Origin of the sequence: Pseudoalteromonas sp. S558, from assembly GCF_005886635.1 — a bacterium.
GTDB classification, from domain to species: Bacteria; Pseudomonadota; Gammaproteobacteria; order Enterobacterales; family Alteromonadaceae; genus Pseudoalteromonas; species Pseudoalteromonas aliena.
Genome location: NZ_PNDU01000140.1, coordinates 1 through 23,042 on the forward strand (window position 1 = coordinate 1; position 23,042 = coordinate 23,042).

The 23,042-nt window shown below is 38.4% G+C and carries 21 protein-coding genes and 1 riboswitch; of the genes, 6 read left to right on the forward strand and 15 right to left on the reverse strand.

Annotated features, from left to right (window positions below):
• The first annotated feature begins 167 nt into the window (after positions 1-167).
• Both CWB66_RS11065 and CWB66_RS11070 read left to right on the forward strand, forming a co-directional pair.
• The gene (locus CWB66_RS11065) at positions 168-1,001 is read left to right on the forward strand and encodes an AAA family ATPase (RefSeq protein WP_138585420.1); all 834 of its coding nucleotides are present in this window, start codon (positions 168-170) and stop codon (positions 999-1,001) included.
• A 61-nt stretch (positions 1,002-1,062) separates the two neighbouring features.
• Positions 1,063-1,917: a hypothetical protein gene (locus CWB66_RS11070; RefSeq protein WP_138585421.1), complete on the forward strand. Its 855-nt coding sequence runs from the start codon at positions 1,063-1,065 to the stop codon at positions 1,915-1,917.
• Positions 1,918-1,946: 29 nt separating this feature from the next.
• Here CWB66_RS11070 and CWB66_RS11075 read toward each other — a convergent pair whose 3' ends face one another.
• The 11 genes from CWB66_RS11075 to CWB66_RS11125 all read right to left on the reverse strand — a co-directional run bounded on the left by CWB66_RS11075 (position 1,947) and on the right by CWB66_RS11125 (position 13,261).
• On the reverse strand, positions 1,947-2,180 hold the full coding sequence (locus CWB66_RS11075; protein WP_138529418.1) for a hypothetical protein: 234 nt from the start codon (positions 2,178-2,180) through the stop codon (positions 1,947-1,949).
• 432 nt (positions 2,181-2,612) lie between these two features.
• On the reverse strand, positions 2,613-3,005 hold the full coding sequence (locus CWB66_RS11080) for a hypothetical protein (protein WP_138585422.1): 393 nt from the start codon (positions 3,003-3,005) through the stop codon (positions 2,613-2,615).
• A 353-nt stretch (positions 3,006-3,358) separates the two neighbouring features.
• Positions 3,359-4,621: a hypothetical protein gene (locus CWB66_RS11085; RefSeq protein ID WP_138585423.1), complete on the reverse strand. Its 1,263-nt coding sequence runs from the start codon at positions 4,619-4,621 to the stop codon at positions 3,359-3,361.
• Entirely contained in the window at positions 4,596-5,438 is an 843-nt protein-coding gene (locus tag CWB66_RS11090) for a M20/M25/M40 family metallo-hydrolase (RefSeq protein WP_252371743.1), read from the reverse strand. Before CWB66_RS11090 ends, CWB66_RS11085 begins: the two co-directional genes overlap by 26 nt.
• Positions 5,435-6,685 carry a nucleotide sugar dehydrogenase gene (locus CWB66_RS11095; RefSeq protein WP_138585424.1) on the reverse strand — a complete coding sequence of 417 codons (1,251 nt, stop codon included), beginning with the start codon at positions 6,683-6,685 and terminating at the stop codon, positions 5,435-5,437. Before CWB66_RS11095 ends, CWB66_RS11090 begins: the two co-directional genes overlap by 4 nt.
• A complete protein-coding gene (locus CWB66_RS11100; protein ID WP_138585425.1) occupies positions 6,682-8,166 on the reverse strand; it encodes an asparagine synthase-related protein in 1,485 nt (494 codons plus the stop codon). The genes CWB66_RS11095 and CWB66_RS11100 overlap by 4 nt, the downstream gene beginning before the upstream one ends.
• Positions 8,166-8,846, reverse strand: coding sequence for an arylamine N-acetyltransferase (locus CWB66_RS11105; RefSeq protein WP_171037493.1), 681 nt, complete (start codon positions 8,844-8,846; stop codon positions 8,166-8,168). The genes CWB66_RS11100 and CWB66_RS11105 overlap by 1 nt, the downstream gene beginning before the upstream one ends.
• Complete coding sequence (locus CWB66_RS11110; protein ID WP_252371744.1) at positions 8,839-9,612, reverse strand: polysaccharide deacetylase family protein; 774 nt, start codon at positions 9,610-9,612, stop codon at positions 8,839-8,841. The genes CWB66_RS11105 and CWB66_RS11110 overlap by 8 nt, the downstream gene beginning before the upstream one ends.
• A 16-nt stretch (positions 9,613-9,628) precedes the next feature.
• On the reverse strand, positions 9,629-10,597 hold the full coding sequence (locus CWB66_RS11115; protein ID WP_138585428.1) for a hypothetical protein: 969 nt from the start codon (positions 10,595-10,597) through the stop codon (positions 9,629-9,631).
• A complete protein-coding gene (locus tag CWB66_RS11120; protein WP_138585429.1) occupies positions 10,594-11,142 on the reverse strand; it encodes a TIGR00725 family protein in 549 nt (182 codons plus the stop codon). The genes CWB66_RS11115 and CWB66_RS11120 overlap by 4 nt, the downstream gene beginning before the upstream one ends.
• An 817-nt stretch (positions 11,143-11,959) precedes the next feature.
• Positions 11,960-13,261, reverse strand: coding sequence for a tyrosine-type recombinase/integrase (locus tag CWB66_RS11125; RefSeq protein ID WP_138585430.1), 1,302 nt, complete (start codon positions 13,259-13,261; stop codon positions 11,960-11,962).
• A 155-nt stretch (positions 13,262-13,416) separates the two neighbouring features.
• On the opposite strand from CWB66_RS11125, the gene sbcB reads away from it, so the two are divergent.
• Positions 13,417-14,856 carry an exodeoxyribonuclease I gene (gene sbcB, locus CWB66_RS11130; protein ID WP_138585431.1) on the forward strand — a complete coding sequence of 480 codons (1,440 nt, stop codon included), beginning with the start codon at positions 13,417-13,419 and terminating at the stop codon, positions 14,854-14,856.
• Between the two features lie 183 nt (positions 14,857-15,039).
• Here the strand turns inward: sbcB and CWB66_RS11135 are convergent, their stop codons facing one another.
• Positions 15,040-15,921 carry an NAD(P)-dependent oxidoreductase gene (locus CWB66_RS11135; protein ID WP_138585432.1) on the reverse strand — a complete coding sequence of 294 codons (882 nt, stop codon included), beginning with the start codon at positions 15,919-15,921 and terminating at the stop codon, positions 15,040-15,042.
• A 121-nt stretch (positions 15,922-16,042) separates the two neighbouring features.
• Here CWB66_RS11135 and CWB66_RS11140 point away from each other — a divergent pair, with 121 nt between their 5' ends.
• Both CWB66_RS11140 and CWB66_RS11145 read left to right on the forward strand, forming a co-directional pair.
• Positions 16,043-16,603 (forward strand): glutathione peroxidase, encoded by a 561-nt coding sequence (locus CWB66_RS11140; RefSeq protein WP_138585433.1) that lies wholly within the window; start codon positions 16,043-16,045, stop codon positions 16,601-16,603.
• 81 nt (positions 16,604-16,684) lie between these two features.
• Positions 16,685-17,665, forward strand: a complete 981-nt coding sequence (locus CWB66_RS11145; RefSeq protein WP_138585434.1) for a 2-hydroxyacid dehydrogenase — start codon at positions 16,685-16,687, stop codon at positions 17,663-17,665.
• Between the two features lie 95 nt (positions 17,666-17,760).
• On the opposite strand, the gene CWB66_RS11150 is transcribed toward CWB66_RS11145, so the two are convergent.
• Positions 17,761-19,083 carry a sodium-dependent transporter gene (locus CWB66_RS11150; RefSeq protein WP_138585435.1) on the reverse strand — a complete coding sequence of 441 codons (1,323 nt, stop codon included), beginning with the start codon at positions 19,081-19,083 and terminating at the stop codon, positions 17,761-17,763.
• A gap of 139 nt (positions 19,084-19,222) precedes the next feature.
• On the opposite strand from CWB66_RS11150, the gene CWB66_RS11155 reads away from it, so the two are divergent.
• Positions 19,223-19,981: a 4'-phosphopantetheinyl transferase family protein gene (locus CWB66_RS11155; RefSeq protein WP_138585436.1), complete on the forward strand. Its 759-nt coding sequence runs from the start codon at positions 19,223-19,225 to the stop codon at positions 19,979-19,981.
• Positions 19,982-20,040: 59 nt separating this feature from the next.
• On the opposite strand, the gene lysC is transcribed toward CWB66_RS11155, so the two are convergent.
• Positions 20,041-21,444 (reverse strand): lysine-sensitive aspartokinase 3, encoded by a 1,404-nt coding sequence (lysC, locus tag CWB66_RS11160; protein WP_138585437.1) that lies wholly within the window; start codon positions 21,442-21,444, stop codon positions 20,041-20,043.
• Positions 21,445-21,519: 75 nt separating this feature from the next.
• Positions 21,520-21,692, reverse strand: a riboswitch (Lysine riboswitch).
• A gap of 101 nt (positions 21,693-21,793) precedes the next feature.
• Complete coding sequence (nhaD, locus tag CWB66_RS11165; RefSeq protein WP_033015201.1) at positions 21,794-23,041, reverse strand: sodium:proton antiporter NhaD; 1,248 nt, start codon at positions 23,039-23,041, stop codon at positions 21,794-21,796.
• Position 23,042: the final 1 nt, after the last annotated feature.

Below are 23,042 nucleotides of genomic sequence, written 5' to 3' on the forward strand. Positions count from 1 at the left end.
AGGTCTTACTTTATAGGTTTAATTCACACAAATTTTCTACGTTTAAAAAACAAAATTAAAAAAATTAAAAATAAATTGGATAATTTTACTTAAAACGCAATTAGTTCGTTTTTCGACATCCTATTTAGAAATTCCGAAATATCGCAATTTTATAGGAGTTTATAAATATGAATGACCAAAAACATACCCAACAATTTTCACCAAACAGTGAATCAACAAACACACCTAATCCATTACATCAATTAAGAAAAGCCGATAGCGTACTTAGTATTGTTCAGGCCGATATTCCTAAACCATGCATCATTGTACCTTCAATATTAACAGCCGGAGAGGCTACACTGCTTGCTGCCGGAGCTGGCTCTGGAAAAACCTATATATCTCAGTATATCGCAGCGTGTGTTGCTGCTGGCACTACTAGTTTTGGTAATGAGCCGTGCGAAGCTAAAAAAGTTTTGTATATTGATGCTGAATTAGGTTTGCATCAGATACAAACACGTTTTGGCAATATTTTTAACGCGATAGGTGCTGGACCTGGTGACCAATTTTTTAGAGTAATCCATAAAAAAAGCTTTAAAGGGGGAATACCCGACCTTGCAACGCCTGACGGTTTTGATGCACTCGCCAGTGATATTGAATGGGCCGATGTAGTGATTTTCGATAACCTATCCGCACTGTATACATCCGCAGAGGAGCTTAATCAAAACGACTGGAACTACTACAACAAATGCATTGACGCATTGCGAAACGAAGGTAAGGGGATTTTGATACTGCACCACACAGATAAAACAGGCAAAAACTACCGTGGCCATACTGAAATTGCGCGTGCTGTTGATAACGTGCTCATTGCAGCAAAAGATTTAAAACTGAGTACTAACGCAGTGACTGTGGTTGATATAGCGCAGTCTAAATCACGAAACGGCGCCAGTAGTGAAAAGCTTATGAGTATCGCGTTTGGTGATATATATAACGATGGGCAATTTTTGATGGTTCGCGCTAAATAAGCAGTCAATTTCGCATACTCGGGAGTTATATAAATTATGACTCCTGATTTAGTGAACACGAATGCAAAACGATAACGACTATACTCACCAATACGCCCGCTATTTTGACATTGATATGCGATATAACGTAGGTGCTAACAACTACCAAAAGGGTATAAACCGCGCTGCTCTAACAGTCCTCATTGCGGTCAGGTTTTCTATTGTCGCGCCAGTGATTATTCGCTGGTTCTATAATATTAGTCAACCTCAAGCGCTTGCCCATTTAAATAAGTTAGTAGACGAAAAACTGTTAACGATGGTCCCTACACATAGAAGTCCTGATGGGCGGGTCTATATTCCTAGCTACTCAGGAGCTAAATACGCACAAGAGCAAACCAGTATTGATACTTACTTTCGCTCAAAATCAAACCCCGCACTGCAGGTTAACTACAACCACATAATGCACGACCTGATGAATACATTTGTTGCCCTTCGCGGATTACATAACCATACCTCAGACGGCGTTTACAGGCCGCTATGGACAGGATTTTTATCTGAGCCAGAATTTAAACGACTTTATAATCAAAGCAGTGCGCGAATTGTAGACGGTGTGGCCGTATTACCAGATAGAACCGTCGTTGCTATCGAAATTGAAAACTCATTTAAAAGTAAATCGACACGTCAGACTATACTGCTCAAATACCTCGCCTCACTTAAAGCAGGCCACTACCAACAGGTATTTATATTTTCACAATCTACGCAAATATTTGAAGATATAAAAAGATTACACACCCAGTTACTGACAGAGCTCCCAGAGCGCATAAATAAGAGAACCCAACAACCATTCATGACTCACAAAGATGCTGCGTTATTACAATCTGCGATTGTGTATCGCACAAAATTTTGCGATGAAATTACCGCCCTATTCTATTCATAAGAAAGAGCATCAAAATGATGCTCTAGAAGTTAATGGCGATTAGACCACTGCGCAATAATATCCAATGTCAAATGGCTTGCGTAACACGCTAAAATCAATAGTACATACGAGTTAGCTGCCATATCTGTAATTAATGGTATATCACAGACCTTTTTGTAATGAAGCCAACCCGATAACGCAAATGTGTAGCCGCTTATGGAGCACACATCTGAGAGTGTTCGAACTATCACCCCGAACTGCCATTTTATTGGTTTATTTTTCATAATATCTCTTATGTATATGACCTATTTTAATTAGGTATGCACAATTAAGAGGCATTGTTGATATTTCGCATAGAATATCAAAACGATAAAATTTGAATGTAAAAAAGGAGTGAATATTATTCACTCCTTTTTATTTTTAACCTGTCTACATTAGGTAACTAAGACCGCGCATTCGGGCCCTGCCGCCAAAACAATCGCTATATTGTTTTCTCCCTACATAACCCTGTACGTCATACAGAGTATGAATATTCATTTAAATGCAGTGAATCACCACAAAGGCTCTTCAGGTAGGTAAGCCTGTTTAGCGCCAGGCTCGGTGCAATTTTTTGGAGTAATGAACATGCAGTGTGTAACTTATTTTTGGTTCTATACATATAACTAGTAGCGTTGCAGGGAAATAAAAAAGCGAACCACGTGGTTCGCTAAAGGTTTTTAGGTATTTTCTAATATATCTAACCAATGGCACTCTGTAGCTGCAAAATACTCATTCGGTTTTAGCATAAATAGTTGCTCAAATTCTGCAGTAAACAACCCACAAAATTTTGTTATTTCTTCAATATGTATGAGTAAAAAAGCATACATCTCAATACCTTCCAAATACCTCTCCGAGAACTCAGGGTTAGCAGCTAACAACTGTTGAGAAATACTAATACCCAAAACACTCCCCACGCTATCTCGGTGTAGATAAATGTAGTTTGTGAAGCCCATCTCTAGTGTTTGCTTATCAACTACATCAGCTAATAGCAAAATTGTAGAACTGTCATCCCACGGTGATCTACTAGCGCGTACATATTGGCGTATAAACGGTGATTTTTGATCTTTCATTATTTTTCCTAGTTATTTGTCCTAAAACTAACTAGGCATAAGTCAGGAGAAAAATTGAAAGGTAATAGATAAACGACTTAAATTTGCAAAACACATCAAAATCATTAAGGTTTAAGTACTACTTCAAATATTGAGAATTTAAGATGAGTGATTTTATATGGTTATTACCGGCTGCTGTGTTGACGATAATTCTAATTAAGCTTATTAAACAAGCTAAAAAAGTAGATTAAGTAAAAACAATACAAAACTTTTGGGTATAAGCGTCGGTAGTTAAAGTGACCTAAAAGTCACTTTAAGGCCTAGAATGCAGCTTAAGGATCCCTAAAAGGCACTTTATTCTGAGCAGCGAAATACTAACAAGCTAGCTCAGTACTTTCATCAGATTTTAAATAGTTAATTCTATTATAAATAAATGTGTTGAAAGACTGATTAACAACTCCTAAGTCAATGGACGTAAGCGCTAAGTAAGTTTTCTCATTTTCTGCAATCATGGATTTAACCAAGCTACTTACATCCAATTCAATATAATTATTATTTTTTAACCATAAATCTAGTAACTCCATCATTTTTGATGATTCCATTAGTAAAAATTTTGTATGTTCAATTCGTTGAGATACGTTTGTCGCAAATTTTTTCGCGCAAAAATTAGCTCCTTCTTTAGATTCAACAAGTGCATACCCAAGGATATCGCCTATTAACTTTTTACTATCATGAGTATCAAATGCTTCATCTCTAAGGTGTTTTAACATAGGCGGAGTATTAAATAGTTTAAAGTTATAATTCGCAGCATCCGTTGCCATAATCATATCACTGCGGCGACTATATAAATTCAAATAGCGCATTGCATCATTTTTACAAAGTAATACATCAACATTTAGTATAAGTGTTGCACCACCCCGCTCTCTTCCTTTTGCTGGCGTTATTGTAATTGGTGTTGGTGTGGTTCGGGTTGTAGATTTACCCTTTACTAATCGATTAATGAAATCATGCCAATTGATAGTTGCTATATCCACATCATATTTATGAAATTTTTTATGGGTAAAAGTATAAAAGTCATGATGAGTATTAATATTACTTTCGATTTTTTCAGATATATCTACCTTTGTAACATACTCTTTTATTTTCATAGCTTTAGAGTCATTATATTGGACTGCAATAGCTATCAAAACATCGAGTAAGGGGCTTGTTCGAGTATATTCCTTTGGGATAGGTGAATCACCTGATAGCGCACTAAAAGCCATATCACAGCCCGCTTTTTTCAATTTTTCAAGCACAGTAATAAATTCATTTTCAGGTAGTGTCCAAGATAAATCATCATCAAGTATAAATCCGATTCCCCCAAATTCGTTCATTTTACGACGAAGGTGTGCTTGGCAGATATTTCGACTATCCACAATAGGTGGGTAGTACGTAACTATATCTATTATTTCAACTGGACGACAAAACTGATAAATTTTTCTTGGTTCTGTTATACCAAATAATAAGATGGACGCTTTAATCTCAAAACTAGGTAACGCTTGATGCATGCTTTTCAACAAACTGTTTGCCACATCTATATCAGCACTGGCCAATACCACGTTAATGATGTTGTTAGACTGCATGGCTATACGACGCATAATTTGCTAAAAAATTTTCAAATTGTTTTTGGTGCTTTAAAAGATTACTCTCATCTAATGATTCATTATCTTGATGGATATTATGCAAGCGATCATTAGGACCAAACCCAATATAAACAGAGTCTTTGGGCAAATTGGCTAGAAGAGGACAAGCTTTGATGCCATTTAGCTTATTTAGATGACGATATTCGATATTCGGATTATCCAAGCTGTGATTTAGTAAATCATGCCACGAAGATAACTGTAAATCAGTCAGAGATGGCGACCATAGAAATGCAATTTGAGATCCTGTATCTAAATTATTAAATCCTGTTTCCTCAATGTAAGTATTTGCACCAAATGAACTTATCTCATGCTTAAAAATATCATAGGCAACTCTATTCCCATGCATAATTTCTTCCTCACCTTGAATTAACCACATAATTTCAGGGATTGCTTTTTTCGATAATATTAATGATTTCATAGCAAGCATCCGAGCTAACAGAGGCCCCTTGTTATCGGCTATTCCTCGTCCATAAATACGACCATTGATACGTTTTAATAAGAATGGGTTTTCACTGAGCCAATTATTCTCACTTTTCACAGGAGCAACATCATAATGACCATAAATGACTATTTTTTTATCACATAGCCGTCCTGAATAGTGCGCTATTATTGTAGGTTGAGCTGTATGTTTAGTATTTGAAATCCGAATATTGAAGCCTAAACCTTCAAGGAAGCTAGTAACAAAATCAATAGCATTTTTATTACCTAGGGAATCCCCAACAATTGAGGCCATAGAGATGAATTTATTATATTCTGTTAATTCTATAGTCATTTCAGTAAATCTGTATATTGTGAGTCTAAAGAGAAGAAGATGGTGTTTTCATGTATCATAGAGGTCCCCTTGAGTAGTAAGTCGCGAACAATTTCATCATGAGGTACTAGCAACAATATCGCATCAAAAGGGCCTGTAGGCATTTGTTCTTCAACAATGTAGTTTTGGGTATCTTCCCACTTAACAACTGGGTCGTAAATAAGTGGCTTTGCTCCAAAATCTATCAATTCTCTTATAACTTCAAAATGTTTAGAGTTTCTAACGTCAGGACAGTTGGGTTTAAAACTCACACCCAAGATTAAGATTCTTGTGGAAGGTAGTGAAAGGCCAGCCCGAATTAACTTTTTCAAAAATGTATTTGCAACGTAACTAACCATATCCCCGTTAACTTGCCGTGCTGTATTTGTTATACGAGGTGCAACTCCATTCATAACCTGAGAATGAATTAAGTAATACGGATCAACAGCAACGCAGTGTCCACCAACTAACCCAGGTTTAAAATCTAGAAAATTCCACTTACTACTGGCGCATTCTAATACCTTGTTAAAATCTAATTTCAACTTGTCCGATAACTGATACATTTCGTTTATAAATGCAATATTAACATCACGCTGGGTGTTTTCTATTAACTTAGATAACTCAGCTGTTCTTATTGACTCAGCTTTTAATACTCCAGCAGGAACTATAAGTTCATATAATTGAGATAATATTTCTAAAGTAGATGTATTTGTGGCAGAAACAACCTTTACTATATGTTGTAAGCGATGAAGCTCATCTCCTGGATTAATCCGCTCAGGACTGTACCCTAGCTGAAAGTCAATATTTGCAAGCAATCCACTTGTTTTTTCAATTTCAGAAGCAAACACTCCCTCTGTAACACCAGGATATACTGTAGATTCTAGGACAACAATATCGTTAGTTGAAATCACAGAACCAACCATCTTTGCAGCATTCAATACCGCACTTAACTCCGGTTGGTATGCCTTATCAACTGGAGTAGGTGTAGTGACAATATATATATTCGCTCTTCGAATACACTCTAGATCATTAGACAAAGTTAAATGCTCAGCACTTTCAACTAACTTAATATCGCTTTCATTGGTGCGATCATTACTTTCATGTAATTCAGAGATTCTAGTTTCGTTTATGTCAAAACCTACTGTTTGTATATGCTGACCAAATGCTATTGCAAGCGGATACCCGACATACCCTAGCCCAACGACTGCAACCACTTGATTATCGATCATATATCCCTCTGCTTGTATTTAAGCTCACGTCGTTCAATCATCGTGTCAAAAGTTGGGTAATGGGAGAAGTAATGATGATTAGCTATAGAAGTGTTATCCATAATTTGTTCAAAAATGGATCTTAATGCTGTTCTTTCTGTCGTAGATATTTTCTTTAATTCATCTATAACCATTTTTTGCAAACCTGAGGTAATATCGAAAGGCTCTTTAGGAGCATGAATTATTGAGTTGGGTAATACATGTTTAAATGTATCTCTTAGTATTGTTTTTCCCACGTTCAAAGAAATGTCGCAAAGATCTTGAACGTCATGTGCTAATGCAAACTGAGTGACGCGATTATCTAAAAATGGGCAACGAGCCTCTATACTATGGCTAGCAGTAATAAGATCTAAGCGTCTCAATTCCGTGTAATGGAGGTTTTCAATCAAACAAGCTCTCATTTTCTCAGGGTCATTACGACCATTGTACATTCCTTGATAACCACAGAAATACTCATCTGCACCTTCACCTGATAACAAAACGCGGATACCGTCTGCTTGTACAACCTTACTGAGTAATAGTGTTGCTAGTCCATTTGATATAATTGAAGGGTTATAGCTTTTTGTAATTTCGCATGTTTTTTTAATTAATCCTAAGAGCTCACTTTGTGTCGGTGGCTTAATTAAAACGACACGACTAGGACAAACCTTTAGATGTTCTAATAACGTCAAAACTGAATCGGGATAACTGTCAGCCACGACGTAATATCTTGCACTTTTGCTTAATCTTGTCTCTAAAATATAAGCAATAATCGAACTATCTAGCCCACCACTTAAAGCTACAGCGAATGGGATATCCTTAGGAATTCGAAGTGCTATAGCACTTTCGATAATATCAACAAAGCTTCGTTTATTGGTCACAGTGTATTGATGGAGGTATTCTTTGCATACTACCCCAGTTTTTATATCAAACTTTGATACTCCAGGGGAGATTACATCTAACGTATTAGTGTATGCATCTATATAACCAGTATCAACGCCCGTTCCTATATGCCATCCCATACTACTATTCCAAACGAGCAAAGGCTTTTTACCAACATGATCTGTAAAAACTCTCAAATCTCCCGTTGATTTATCGAAAAGAACACCTGAGTACATTCCATTTGCCATCGTCATGGCCTGAGTTAAACCGTAACGCTCTATATACTCAAAAAAAATACCTACATCATTAAACTTATTTAATTCGAGACCAAGTATCTCAGCCAATTCTTGATAATTATATATCTCACCATTCAGTACTAAAATTTTCGACATACTTTGTATTGGTTGAACAACTTGGGGAGAAGTTATAAATAAATGCGAAAATTCAAAATGTATAGGTATTCCATTAAAATGAATGGTTTCTAAGCTAGAATGGTCTTCGCCCCGAGATAGAATATCCTTTCCTACTTTCTTATTTAAATTAGATTGTCCTTCAGTGACACTTACAACAAACCCGCACATCAACTAATACTCTCTAGATATATTTTTAAGTCCGAAATCAATTCGGGAAAGCTACTCTGGACAAAACGCAAAAGCTCTATCGGTGTTAGGCTGTATTTTTGAGTATTTTTTCCTGCTTCGTATACTGCTAAACAGAAACCTGTAATTCGATAAAACTTTTCATTCATTAACCAGCAAAACCGAAGTTCTTGGCTGTAAGGCAGTTGTTGGAGATACCTGTTAGGGTATTTGGATAATATAATCTCTTCATTTTGAGCGACTAATGCAATACGGTTCATATCACGCCATTGTCGACCATCGTGTCGTTTGACAAGAAGCTTGTTTGACTCTTTGACAATTCGAAAGCGTATTCCTGCTGAAGTATACTCTCGATAGATATCGCAAGCATGAGCCTGATATATAGTTGGCCAGCCCGTGCCAGAATCTAAAAAGCTAACCTTGTCTGAAGATTCAACTCGGATCAAACGATGTGAGTTTAAACCTGTCATGCAAACCTCAGCCTCATGTAATGTTCCGCTAAGACCCATTTTAGTTATGTGAGCGCGCAAGCTTAGTGCGTGATCAAAACAAGTCCCCCCATTAATAACCTTCTTCCCCAATAACTGCCCTAAATTGTGAAATGGAAAAGTCTCTAATTGATTCTTGAGCAATGCGCAAAGCTTAGCATTAAGGTCACCCACAATAATCTTCCGTAATATGTATTCTCCTTAAAACTGATGGGTAAAATGTCTCACAGTCGACACCTAAATGAATTAAGCCAAATAGCTGGCTTTGCTCAATTACTTTCTTATTATGTTTACCATGAGGGAAGCAAATAGACATCGATTCTCTACATCCCAATCCTCTGATCCAATTATAATTTTCAGTTAACTCTTTATTTAGCTCACTTGGAGAAAGTTGGGTAAATGCTCTGTGGCTACACCCGTGAATACCCAGTTCAATTCCTTGGCTATTGTACAGTTTTAGATGATGCTCCTGAATAAATAAATGAGTAGAATCCGCATCCACATCTATGCCAAACAAACGTTGTCGGAGATACCTATATCTCGAGGCTGTTATACCTCGTAATATTCTTTTTAATCGCCCACCGAGCAATGATAGACTAAGGTCTTTAGGTACATTCGGTGTCGACATCAAGTGAAGAGCCATATCATCTATCGGAGAAAAACCATCTAAAACAAAATCCTTCACGGGATAAACTGTAGCGATCATTCCACGATTAATTAATTCATCAAATGCACCAATATTATCTCTATATCCATCATCGAAAGTAATAAATACATCATTATGTGTATATCCTTTCGCCAGAGCAGAAATTGGCTTAGTTTTCCAACCTTTTTTCTCTATAGTATCAAGTAGTTCGATGAACTTCTTCCAGCTAATGCCTGTTTGTCGCTGATAGTAATAGTTCTTTTCATCGTAATTTTTAAGGACACGATGAAGCATGTAAATCCTTGGTTGCTTATCCATCAAAATAATCACTGACTAATGAAAATATACGGGAACCGTTTGTATGGCTAAAATCATAGAAGTGTTCAATATTTAATGAAGTTAAATTGATCTGATAAACTCCCGTTCGAGTGTTCTTTACTGGACTATTAAGCCAGTTTGTCCGATTAGTTTCCTTGTGAATAGCAGTGACCCCTATAAATAAAGCGTCATTAACAACTAATAAACCTCGACACCACCCTTTGAACTTGGCTACCCGAAATAGATCAAAAAACAATTCAAAATTAAAAGGTAGCGATAGATTAGAACGAAACACTTTCCCTGAGACAGTGGTTATCCAAATATACTTCTTGTCAATAAAGCCATCATGGGGTTGTTCAGGTAATTTATTACTGAGTGGCTCTAGAGTTTTAGCGTCAATTAAGCATTTTTTTTTAAAACTTGTTACGATAACTTTGTTTTCAAGTTCTTTACCCACTTTGATCACATGATTGATATGCAGAGCATCAGGCACCTTACGTAGGTGAAAATCAATATTTATCGCTTCATGATCGTAATAATCACCTTGAGCTTTATATTCCCCTTTAATCCTTGATGATATTTCTTCTGTTGGAAGAAACTCTAATCGGCTAACAGACTGTAATTGATTGTCTAAAACATCGATACAATCACGCCCTGTATTAGCTATATGAATTAAGTGACCATCAAAGCTAACATGATGTAAATCATTATATTGTTTGTCTGTATTTATTTTTTTTAACTCGCATAATTTACGGTCAATAATAAATACACGATTAAAATCACAACCCACAAGCAAGTCATTACTAATCCATGTAACACTGGTAAAACCTTTGCCTGCAACATCTCTCTCAGAGGAAGGTAGAGTGGCTAATAAACTCCTTTTCTTTGTCTCTGTATCTAATTGCCACAACTCACTTTTTGGACTTCCGAAAAAGTAACTTATTGGAATGAGTAATTTCATCGATTATGACCACTGTCTATAGAACCACTTTTTGACTCAAGCAAAGACAATTTTTGAAGCGTTATTCTTAATTCATCTAAACTACTAATATGATAAAGCTTTGAATTACAACGTTGGTCCAAATACTCATCTGTCAATTTGTCAGCCCAGCCTCCAGAGCCTTTCATTAAAAGTATTGGCTTGTTTATTTGGGATGCTAAAGCTATTTCACTTAAGGTCCCCGCACCACCACCCAAAACGACAATGGCAAATCCACTAGATACAACTAGCTGATTTCGACCAATATCTAACCCAGATGGTATAATAATATCAGTGTATTTATTTGCTGTACTCTCTTTAAGAGACGGCAGTATGCCGATTGTTTGACTTGGTTCAGCCCCTGATTTATGCCCTTTACAGCTGGCTTCCATTACGCCACCCAAACCACCACAAACCAGATGAAAGCCAAGATCATTAATAATTAAGCCTACGGCCTCAGCCATATCCTTTAATTGAGACGATTTTATCTTAGCATTACCGATGACAGATACCTGAGGAAATGACAACTTACTACTCCCTGTAAAAAAGAGAATTATACCTAATCCATTCTTTATCAATCAATAATCTAAATAGAAAAACTCATTTTTTAAATAATCTTGAACAGGCTTGATTGGGAGGGAGACTTTGGTATGCCTTTTTTACTAGATAGGAAGCCTAACCTTAAAAATATAGCCTCAGTTAGCAGCAAATCTAATTGCTCAATTATGCCCCCTGAATTTAACGTAAATTATGACAAAGCCCTAGCCATCTAAAACCGCACACAAAAAGTTAACCAAGGCTATTAGAAATTAATTTAAATATTTTTCTACAAACCGTAATAGTTTGTTTAAGCCGAAACTACCTAAGCTGATTCGAAATTAATTTAAATAATTTTATGCAAATCGCCATAGTTCGTATAAGTCGAAACTACTTAAGCCGATTCGAAATTAATTTAAGAAATTAGCAAAGAATCACAAAAGTTCGCCTGGGTAAAACCTACTTAGGGCGAGGAAAAATTACTTTATGTGAGGATAGAAAATGAACTTATCTGAATTATTCGGCCCTACTATGTCACTGAAGCAACTATGCCAAGTTTTAAATATGTCTAGAACTAGTTATTACAATTACACACAAAGCAATCAAGACAATTCACAGTTTAAGCATGGCTTCCCTAAGCCTTTACAGAATTACAGAAAGAGAATTTTTATTACCGCGCACGTTGAAGAGTATATTTTGGGTCAGGCGGGTTAGCTATTGCCGGCAATTAAAATTAGTAAAGTTAACTTTAATTTAATAAGAGCTACTAACGTCTATTTTTGTAGCTCTTATTAATAACAGCATTATTTAGCTATTAATTTTTTCAATTTCTAGCTTTAACTTTGACCAAAGTAGTTCATAAGCCTCTAATTGCTCATCTAAATAATCGGCTTTGTTGTAGTGCTTCATAGTCCCTTTGAGTTTATGGCCTAACATACGCTCTGTGATTACTAACCATTTTGAATCAATTTCACAGAGCGTAGTTTGTAGCATGCGCCTAAAGTCATGCGGAACAATTTTAGATATTTGGTGCTTCATAAATAGTTTAGAAGACATCCTTGTGCAAAAACGGTTTAAAGCATGAGTAGTAATTTCTTTGTTGCTGTTGTCACCATCACCTTTAAAAACATACCCCGTTTTTCCATAAATAAGTGCTATTTCTTCTAACAGTTCTTTGACTTTGCTTGGGATTGGATGCCTTTCAGGCCTTTGAGAGCTCACATCGCCTTCAAGAGCTCCCCTCCGAGTTGCTTGCTTTTGTCCCTTAGGCACAGGGATAGTCCAAATCATATTTACTAAATCTAAGTCTTCCCATTTCATATTACGTACTGTGCTATTTCTAGCGCCAAGCAAAATTATAAGTTTCAGACAGATTTTTGTTTGTGGTAAAGCTTTAGATTTATCAATTTCTAACCACATCATGGCTGCTTCGTATAAACTGGGAGTCCGCTCCCCAACATTAGGGGCTTTACCTACATCTTTTACTTTAAATAGTAGTAGGTTTGAATTTGATACTAACTCCCATTTAACACCCCAAGTAATAACAGATTTTAATAGTTTAAAGACTACGCCTGCCATGTTGGCGCTTTTTTCAGACTTTACCCATTCAAAAAAATCCATCCAATTTTGACTAGTAATCTCATCGAACGGCATATTAAGGTTTTTCTTGACCCACTTTTCCTTTAGCGGCTTTTTTATAGGCTCATTTAAAATCCACTTTCTTACAGTTGTGCCATGAGTTGCTTGCGTGTTTTCTTTGTGTTCAATAGCAGAAACTTTTTCTAACCACATTAAGCACAAATCTTCGAGAGTCATAATTTTTTTGCTTTTAGCCTGACGACTCTTGCCCATTACAGATTTAGGGTTTTTGCCTTCTTGAATACACAGCCTTAACTCAGGAACCAAAGCTCTTGCTTGGGACAACGAAATTGCAGGGTAATTTCCGAGCGAAAGTCTATCGGCCTTTCCGTTGTGTCTGAACCTATATTGCCAAGCGATTTTACCCTTCTGAGAGACTCTTATACTAAGCGAGTCTCGATCTGCAAGCTCAAAAGGCTTATCATGTGACTTATTAAGAAACTTTTTTAATTTACTGTCTGTTAGACTCATTTTTTTGTACACACCAATTTTTTTATCTGCACACACCAGTGTACACAATTTCAATTAATAGAAAAGCTATAAAATAAAGCTTTAATGAATGAGAATTCCAAAAATTAAAAATTATTCAGTAAATTCAAAAGATTGAAACGCAAGGCTTTACAACTATGAACTTGAATGAACAACCATCGCTTTACTGGCACGACTACGAGACTTGGGGGGCGAGCCCACAAAAGGATAAGCCGAGCCAATTTGCGGGTATTCGTACCGATCTTGATTTAAATATTATTGGCGAGCCGCTTATTGAATATTGTAAGCCGCAAGCGGATTACTTGCCTCACCCTGAGGCGTGTTTAATTACGGGTATTACGCCACAAGTGGCGATGAAAAAAGGCTTAGTTGAAGCTGAATTTATAGCAAAAATTCATGCCGAATTTAGCGTGCCAAACACCTGTGTTGCCGGTTATAACAGTATTCGGTTTGATGACGAAGTAAGCCGTTATAGCTTTTACCGTAATTTTTACGACCCATACGAGCGCGAATACAAAAATAATAATAGTCGCTGGGATATTATTGATTTAGTACGCGCTTGTTACGCGCTGCGCCCTGAAGGCATTGAATGGCCGTTAAAAGAAGACGGCAGCCCAAGCTTTAAGCTAGAACATTTAACGGTAGCTAATGGTATTGAACACGCCGCTGCGCACGATGCGCTAAGCGATGTAACCGCCACTATTGCACTGGCTAAACTAATAAAAGAAAAACAGCCAAAGCTGTATAACTTCTTTTTTGGGCTGCGTGGCAAAAAAGCTCTTGCTGAATTGGTTGATGTATTTAACATGACGCCGCTGGTGCATACCACATCGCGCATACCTGCAACACAAGGCTGTACAAGCTGGATTGCACCAATGAGCTTTCATCCGGTTAATAAAAACGCGGTTATTTGTTTTGATTTAACTCAAAACCCACAAGTACTCATTGATTTAAATGTAGAAGAGTTACGCAAACGTTTATACACCAAACGTGTAGATTTAGCCGAAGACGATTTACCTGTTGGCTTAAAACTAGTGCATTTAAACAAGTGCCCTATTTTAGCCCCCGCTAAAACATTATTGCCTGAAAACGCCGCCCGCCTTGGGATTGATCGCGAGCTGTGCTTAGCTAACTTAGCTATTTTAAAAGCCAATACCAACCTTCGCGATAAAGTAACCGAAGTGTTTAACGAGCAAGGCGATTACAGCGCAACCACTAACGTTGACTACTTACTTTACGATGGTTTTACAAGCCATGCTGATAAAGCTAAATTTGCGATTATTCGTGATGCAAAACCAGATGAATTAGCCGGTTTGAATTTAGACTTTGAAGATAAAAAGTTTAATACGTTGTTGTTTAGATACCGCGCCCGTAATTGGCCTGAAACGCTAAACCAGCAAGAGCTTGACCAATGGCGCCAGTATTGCCAAAACAAGTTAATGCATGGGGAAGATCAACCATCGATTAATGCGCAAGATTTTATGATCACCCTTGAAAACCTAGCGCATGAACATGACGACAGCGAAAAAAATCTGACTATTTTAAAGGCGCTATATAACTACGCACAAAGTATGTAACTTGCTTTAAGTATTTACGGGCTCTGCCCGTCACGCAAGCAAGCTTCGCGTCTACAAGTAAAAATCACAGCTACACTTTGGCGGTAGACGTTGAGCTTGCTCACGTGAAAAGCGCAGCTTTTAATATCTTTACTATTTTAAAAACTACGTTTTTATACGCAAGCAAGTTTCGCGTCTACAGCGTTACTTTTTATGCAATGCTTCAATACGTGCTAACAAGCTTGAGGTGTCGTATCTGCCGCCGCCAAGTGCTTGCACATCGGCGTAGTATTGATCGACCGTTGCGGTCATTGGCAGTGTTGCGCCGTTGTTTTTAGCTTCATCGAGTGCTATGCCTAAATCTTTACGCATCCAATCTACGGCAAAACCAAACTCATATTCCCCTGCCCACATTGTTTTGTAGCGGTTTTCCATTTGCCACGAACCGGCTGCGCCTTTAGATATTGTCTCTATTACTTTTTCGCCGTCAAGCCCTGCTTGTTTGGCAAAATGTAAGCCTTCGGCTAACCCTTGTACTGCGCCCGCAATACAAATTTGATTAACCATTTTGCATAATTGACCCGAGCCAACGCCGCCTAGTAATTGACTAAAACGGCTAAACGCCGCCATAACTGGCTGCACTTTAGCAAATACGGCTTCACTACCACCCGCCATAACCGTTAATACGCCGTTTTCGGCGCCAGCTTGTCCGCCCGAAACTGGTGCATCTATAAAGTCGATATTTTGTAGTTCAGCTTTTGCAGCTACTTCGCGTGCTACTTCGGCAGAGGTTGTGGTGTGATCAACCAAAACAGTGTGCGGCAGCATGCCTGCTAACACGCCGTCGTCGCCATACACTACTGAGCGTAAGTCGTCATCGTTACCAACACACATAAATACGATGTCGGCATTGCTGGCAGCTTCGCGCGGGGTGGGTGCAAAGCTTCCTGAATGTTCTGCAGTCCACGCTTGTGCTTTAGCTTGCGTGCGGTTATAAACGCATACGCTGTGCCCTGCTTTTGCCAAATGCCCCGCCATTGGGTAACCCATTACGCCTAAACCTATAAATGCAACTTTCATTGACATAAAAATGACCTATTTAACTGATAACTTAGAAACTAGGCCCCGATTATGTCAACCGGCTGATAAAAAAGCGAATGAAAGTCTTTATAAAATTTCCTTGATTGGAAAGGTAAGCAGGTAACCTATGGACAGTATTTATCAATTCAATGCACCACTTTACAACAGCGAAAATTTTTCTCTTAGCCAGCTACAGGGAAAAACCATCCTTATTGTGAATACAGCAAGTAAATGTAATTTTTCAGTGCAATTAAGTGCGCTTGAAAGGCTGTATCAACAATATAAAAGCAGCGGATTTACCGTATTGGCATTTCCATGCAATCAATTTGGTCAAAATGAGCCCCTTGATAACTTGGCGATTAAAGACTTTTATCAAGCACAATTTGATGTATCGTTTGAAATATTTGGTAAGGTTATGGTAAACGGACCTGAAACCCATCCGTTGTTTAATTATTTGAAATCGCATACGCGCGGTATTTCACAAAACCGTGCTGTTAAATGGAACTTCACTAAGTTTTTAATTAACTCGCAAGGACAACTTGTAGCACGTTACGCACCCCGCACCAAGCCAGAAACGCTCAAGCAAGTCATCGAAAGTAATTTACATCAAGCAGGGAAATTAAGCGCAGCAAAAAATGAAAAAAAACCATCCGCTTCAATTCCTTTATTCACTTCGCTTAAGGCTTAATACCAACAGAGTTAATTAGGCACATTTTTGTAAAGTAGTTTAATGTTACTATGATCCTTCTTAAGCGCTGGAGCTATTACCATGAATATTGCTTTTTTTAGTACTCAAAAGTACGAACTGCCTTTTTTTGAACAAAGTACACGCGCTCATAGCGCTATAAAAATAACGTATTTTGAGCAAGCACTGAGCGAGCAAACGGCTATTTTAGCAAAAGGCTTTGATGCCATATGCGTATTTGTTAACGACTGCGTAAACGCCGCTGTTATTGAGCAGTTGGCAAACTTAGGCATAAATACTATTTTGCTGCGCTGTGCTGGCTTTAATAATGTTGATTTACCAATAGCAAAAGCACATTACTTAAAGGTATTGCGCGTGCCAGCATACAGCCCCGAAGCTGTTGCCGAGCATTGTATCGCGCTCATGCTAACACTTAGCCGTAAAACGCATAAAGCGTATAACCGCGTACGCGAAGACAACTTTGATTTAAACGGATTGCTTGGTTTTAATTTGCACAATAAAACAGTGGGTATTGTTGGCTGCGGCAAAATTGGCCTTGCACTTTGTAATATCTTAAATGGCTTTGGTGCAAACGTTTTAGTGTGCGATCCCTGCGCGCAACCTGGCAATTACACCATTACCGATTTAGATTCGCTGCTAACTCAAAGCGACATTATCTCACTGCATTGCCCACTGACGGATCAAACTCACCATTTAATAAATGATGAAGCATTTAATAAAATGAAATCCGGCGTTATGCTCATTAACACCTCACGCGGCGCATTACTAAATAGCAAAGCGTGTATTAATGCGCTAAAAACTAAAAAGCTAGGTTATTTAGGGCTCGATGTTTACGAGCAAGAATCAGAGCTGTTTTTTAAAAATCACAGCGACGAAATAAACCAAGACGATATATTCTCGCGCTTAGTGAGTTTTAAAAATGTTTTAATAACAGGTCATCAGGGCTTTTTTACGCAAGAAGCACTCACCGAAATAGCAAACATAACCCTACTTAACGCGCTTGAAGTAAGTGAGGGTAGGCCTCTAACTAATGAGGTTTTATAAAGTTCTTAGCTGTACCTAAATAACAAGCACAAAAAAGCGAAGTGCGTTTTAAACTCACTTCGCTTTATTAATCTATTTTTAGGGCTTAAATAAAACTAGCCAAACGCAACGTTTGCAAATACCAAGGTCATTAATATTGGGCAAGCAAAACGTATATATTGAGCAAACCAATAATGTACACCCGTTGTTGCTTGGTGTAATTTATTGCCACGCTGCCACATCCACCCTACTGTAATAAAGTAAAACAAGCCCATAAGCGGCAATTGGTATTGAGTAAATAGCATAATTACCAAGCCAAATAACCAGTCAAAATTTAATATAATCGCACTTGCACACACAAGCACAACGGCGCTCACTGCCCATGTAGCTTTGCTGCGGCTAACGCTGTGATTTTCGACTAAAAATGCTACCGGAATTTCGGTGGTTGAAATAGTTGACGTAACTGATGCTATCGACATTAATACAAAGAATAATAAGCCCACTAATAAGCCAATCTCGCCCATCGCACTGAATAGCTGCGGTAAAATAGCAAAAATAAGTTGTCCTTCGCCAATCAGTTTACCATCGTTAAATACTTCAACACCATTGTGCTGCGCCACGTAAATAGCAGGAATAATAAGTAACCCAGCTAAAAACGCCACACTTGTATCGAGTAAGGCAACACCGGCTGTGAGCTTTGGTAAATTAGCATCTGGCTGTAAATACGAGCCATAAATCATCATGCACCCAACACCTAGTGAGAGCGAAAAGAACGCTTGTCCCATTGCCGCAATAATTAAGTTGGGGTCGAATATTTGGCTAAAATCAGGAATTAAATACGCAGCAAAGCCTTCGCTTGCGCCATCGAGTGTTGCAATGTAGGCAATTAAACCAACAAGCAGCACAAGTAACAGCGGCATTAAACGGCGCGACCAGATTTCGATTCCCGATTTAACACCTTTTAAAATAATACTGGCGGTTAAAATAAGCATAAGCGGCGTAAACACAAAATTACGCAGCACTGAGTCACCATGTAAAAACTCGCTAGCGCCTGTAAAACCAAAAAAAGTGGTTATGGGCTCAATAGCGTACGAAAGCATCCACCCTGCTACTATTGAGTAAAAACTAAGCATAACAACTGCGCCGGCAAGGCCAATATACCCTGCTGCTGCACCGACTTTGCGATTAGTGTTTTGCCATGCATCGCCCAACGCTCTTACAGGATTAGCTTGCGCGCTATGCCCTAAATACAGTTCGGTATACAGCGCAGGGAGTGCAAGTAAAAATATGACAATAAAATAAACCAGTAAAAATGCGCCGCCACCATGATTGGCAGCTTGCGTAGGAAAACCCCAAATATTACCTAAACCGACTGCTGCGCCAGCAGCCGCTAAAACAAAACCAAGTCGGCTTTGAAACCCATCACGCACTTGTGCCATACATCTACAAATCTGTTATTATTTTGATTATTGTGAATTAAACCATATTTCATGCCAGCTGAGTAATAAAATTGCTCGTTGTATAAATAAGCACTGTTAACCGCTCATAATTACAGCGGCTCACCCACTTTAAGCATTTATGACCACACATTATTTTGAAAACACATTAAGCATTACCTCAACTCAATTGGCAAAGTTACCGTTAGCTAATCACAGTATTTTACTCTTTAATGCTAAAACACTTGAGCTTAGTGACTTTAATTTGCCTGATTGCTTAAGCTCATTTGAGTTATCAGTTATAAACCGTAGAAAAAGCCCGCAAGCTAAGCAAGAGTATTTAGCTACGCGGTTATTGTTAAAACACCTTATTAAAATAACGCAGCCGCAATATGTGCTCGTAGCGCTTAATAAAATGAGTACAGAATTTGACGAGACAAGCTCAAAACTGAAAATACACGTGGGTGATGATGTTATTAATACCTGTATTTCGCATTCGCATGGTTTAGTTGGGGTCGCGCTTAACCTTGATAAAAGTGAATTTGGTTTTGATGTTGAAAAAGTAAGCTTAAAGCGCCCATTTGAAAAACTCGCCAAGCATTTTTATCATAATGATGAAATTACACTTATCACCAAGCCCACTAATACCCAAGCCCAAGCAGATACATTTTTCAGAATTTGGACATTAAAAGAGTCACTTGCTAAGGCCACCAGCCGCCCCATTGCAAAGCTACTTAGCCCTAATGTGTTTGACGAGTTAAATAGTGCAAAGCTGAGTGCTAGCAGCAATCGCGTTGCGGTAACTAATAGTAGTGAGAGCAATGTTTGTTTTGATGTAAGTGTGGTGCATAAAAAAAGCATCGACTGGCGATGCTTTTTATTAAGTGACTTTGTTAATTAATTTTGTTAAGTTTCTTTATTAACTGATGTTACTAGGTAATTTTCCTGAATAACCGTTACTTACGCAGCAAAATCATTTTCTAATAAACGGCTATGAATAGATTGCACTACGTTATCTGACTCAGTTTGCTCTACTAAAAAGCACAAGTTGTGTTTACTCGCACCGTGACAAATTAATCGAATATTAAAGTCTTTTAGTACACTCATTAAGTTCATTTCGTGTTGGCGTAATTGAATCTCAGAGCCAATAAGTGCCACCAATGTTAGGTTATTTTCTACCGACACATGGCAAAACTCTGCAAGCTTATCTAGGCATTCTTGATCAAGCTCTGGGCGCGAGGCGTTTTGCGCGTTATCAAGGGTTATAGCTACGCTGATTTCTGAGGTGGTAACCAAATCTACCGATATATTGTATTCGCTTAATAGCGTAAATACGCGGGCTAAAAAGCCGCTTGCTAGGAGCATTTCTGGGCTTTTAAGGGTAAGCAATATTTGATTTTTGCGTTGTGTTACTGCGCGTATACCTGGTTGTTGCGACTTTTCGCGCTCAATCCATGTACCACCACGTTCTGGCTCGCGGCTCGAACCAACAAATACGTTAATGTGACTACGGCTTGCGGGTAAAATAGTTGCGGGGTGCAATACTTTTGCACCAAAGGTCGCCATTTCAGCGGCTTCGTCAAAGCTTAAGCGTGCAATTGGTGTCGCTTTTGCGCACAAACGCGGATCGGTGCTAAAAATACCCACAACGTCAGTCCAAATATGCACGCTTTTAGCATTAATTGCTTCAGCCAATAATGCAGCGCTGTAATCAGAACCACCACGCCCAAGCGTTGTGGTTTGACCGTATTCGTCACTGCCAATAAAGCCCTGAGTCACAATTACTTGAGCGTCTAATAATGGAATTAAATATTCTTTAGCGGCTTGCGCTGTGGCTGCAACATTGGGCGTTGCTTTACCAAATTGGCTATCGGTTTTAAGCACCTTGCGCACATCAAAGCGATCTGCGTTTAAACCTTGTGAACGAAGCACCTGAGCAAACAAATACGACGACAAACGCTCACCAAAGCTAAGGAGCTCGTCGTGTTGTTGATCGGTTGTTAGTGACTCTTGAGCTAATGTTTGAAATGCTTTTAGGGTTTCGTTAAAGCCAACCGCTAAATCGGCATCTAGCGATAATTCATCTAAAATAGTTTGTTGAATAGCAAGCACGCTGTTTATGTGCTCTTGGCGCTCACTTGAGGTAATACTTGATTTACACAGTGCAACTAAGTGGTTAGTTACGCCGGCACTGGCGCTCACGGTAACAATACGTACGCTTTTATCTGCAACAATAATTTCGCTACAGCGACTCATCGCTTCAAAGTTTGCAACACTGGTTCCGCCAAATTTGGCAACGATGTAATCTGATTTTGCGCTTAACTCTGTTTGAGGCACTGTTTGTGGCGCTGATTGGGTAGTCATTTAGTCTCCTTTCGCGATATCCAAATCGCAATAAAACAAGAAGAACTTGGCAAAGGAATGCTTGAAGATAAGTCCACTGCCAGAAGCTCTCCACCTATATTGGTGACAGTTTTGAGGATTCAGCCCCATAAACCGAAAAACAATGACGACGTATCATTATTTTTCTCGGCGAGTACTTCCCTTCTTAATGATCATCGGCTCTCGTCGCCTACCATTAAGTACCTAAGTATCGCACCTCTTCTGAATGTTTTATTAACCAGTGGCTAATAAAACAAAACCCCACTAAGTAGCGGGGCTTTGAAAGTTATCGTTTAGACGTCTAGCTGTCAAGCATTTAATAATTTATGAGTTAAATAAAACTGCCCATATAATACGAGCCCGCATATCCAACCGTGTAACAAATTAATAAATGCAGTGATAAACGCAAGTAGCTCATAAAGGTAAGCGCTTTAACTTTGCTCATGGCAATAATGCCCGCAGCCGAGCCAATGATCAGCATTGAACCGCCCACGCCCGTTGCATAAGTAAACGACAACCAGTGTTGTTGGCTCATTACTATATCGGCTTTTAATAAAGCAGCAGTAAGCGGTACGTTATCGACCCCTGCTGATAATATGCCCATTAAGTAGTTTGCGTACTCGGGGGCCATTACCGTGTATAGATCGGTAAATTTACTTAGCATACCAATTTCTTTTAGTGCGCCAACAAGCAGCAGTACACCAACAAAAAATAACAATGTGTCGTATTCTATATCGCGAACAAAGTCGATTATGTCTTTGTTAATGTCTTTTTTGCGCATTAAAAATTGCGCTACTAAAAACATCACTGATAAGCCAAACAAAAAGGTAAGTAAAGGCGGTACGCTGTAAATTACACTCAGGGTAAGTGTGCTCACTACGGTAGATAAAAATATAACAGCAATGGTAATGTCGGTTTTTTCTATTCGGGTTTTACCCGCACCGGCAAACTCAACACGCCCTTTCATACCGATAGACAATAGCGCAGCTAGTAGCATAACACTTGCAAGTGCTGGCGCGATAAGTAGTAGTAAATGACCTATGGTTACTTTGCCATCTAAAAATATCATCAGTGTGGTTACGTCGCCTGTTATTAGCGATACCCCACCTGAGTTAACCCCAAACACGATAAGCGTGGCATATTTAATGAGTTTTTTAGGTTCAAGTTTTAACGACATTACAACGGCTAAAGAGATAAGCGTAGCCGTTACATTATCTGAAATCGACGAAAACAAAAACGCAAAGCCACCTACCAAAAACATTAACTTTCTCTCGCTAATGCTTTTTGGCATAACACGATGAACAATATTTTCTATAAACCCCTTTGAATTTAAATACGCGACAAAGGTCATTGCAGCCATTAAAAATAGCCATAATGAGGCAATTTCTAAAATATTTTCGTTAAGGAGGTGTTGAACTGAATCGGAGCTTTGTCCGTGAAGAGGGTAGATAAAAAGAAGAATCCAGCAAAGCGTACCAAAAAATAATGTAGTTTTAGCTTTGTTGACATGGATTATATCTTCTATAACGATGAGCAAAAATGCAATCGCTATCAGGGTTAGAATAGTCGAGGAAACCATG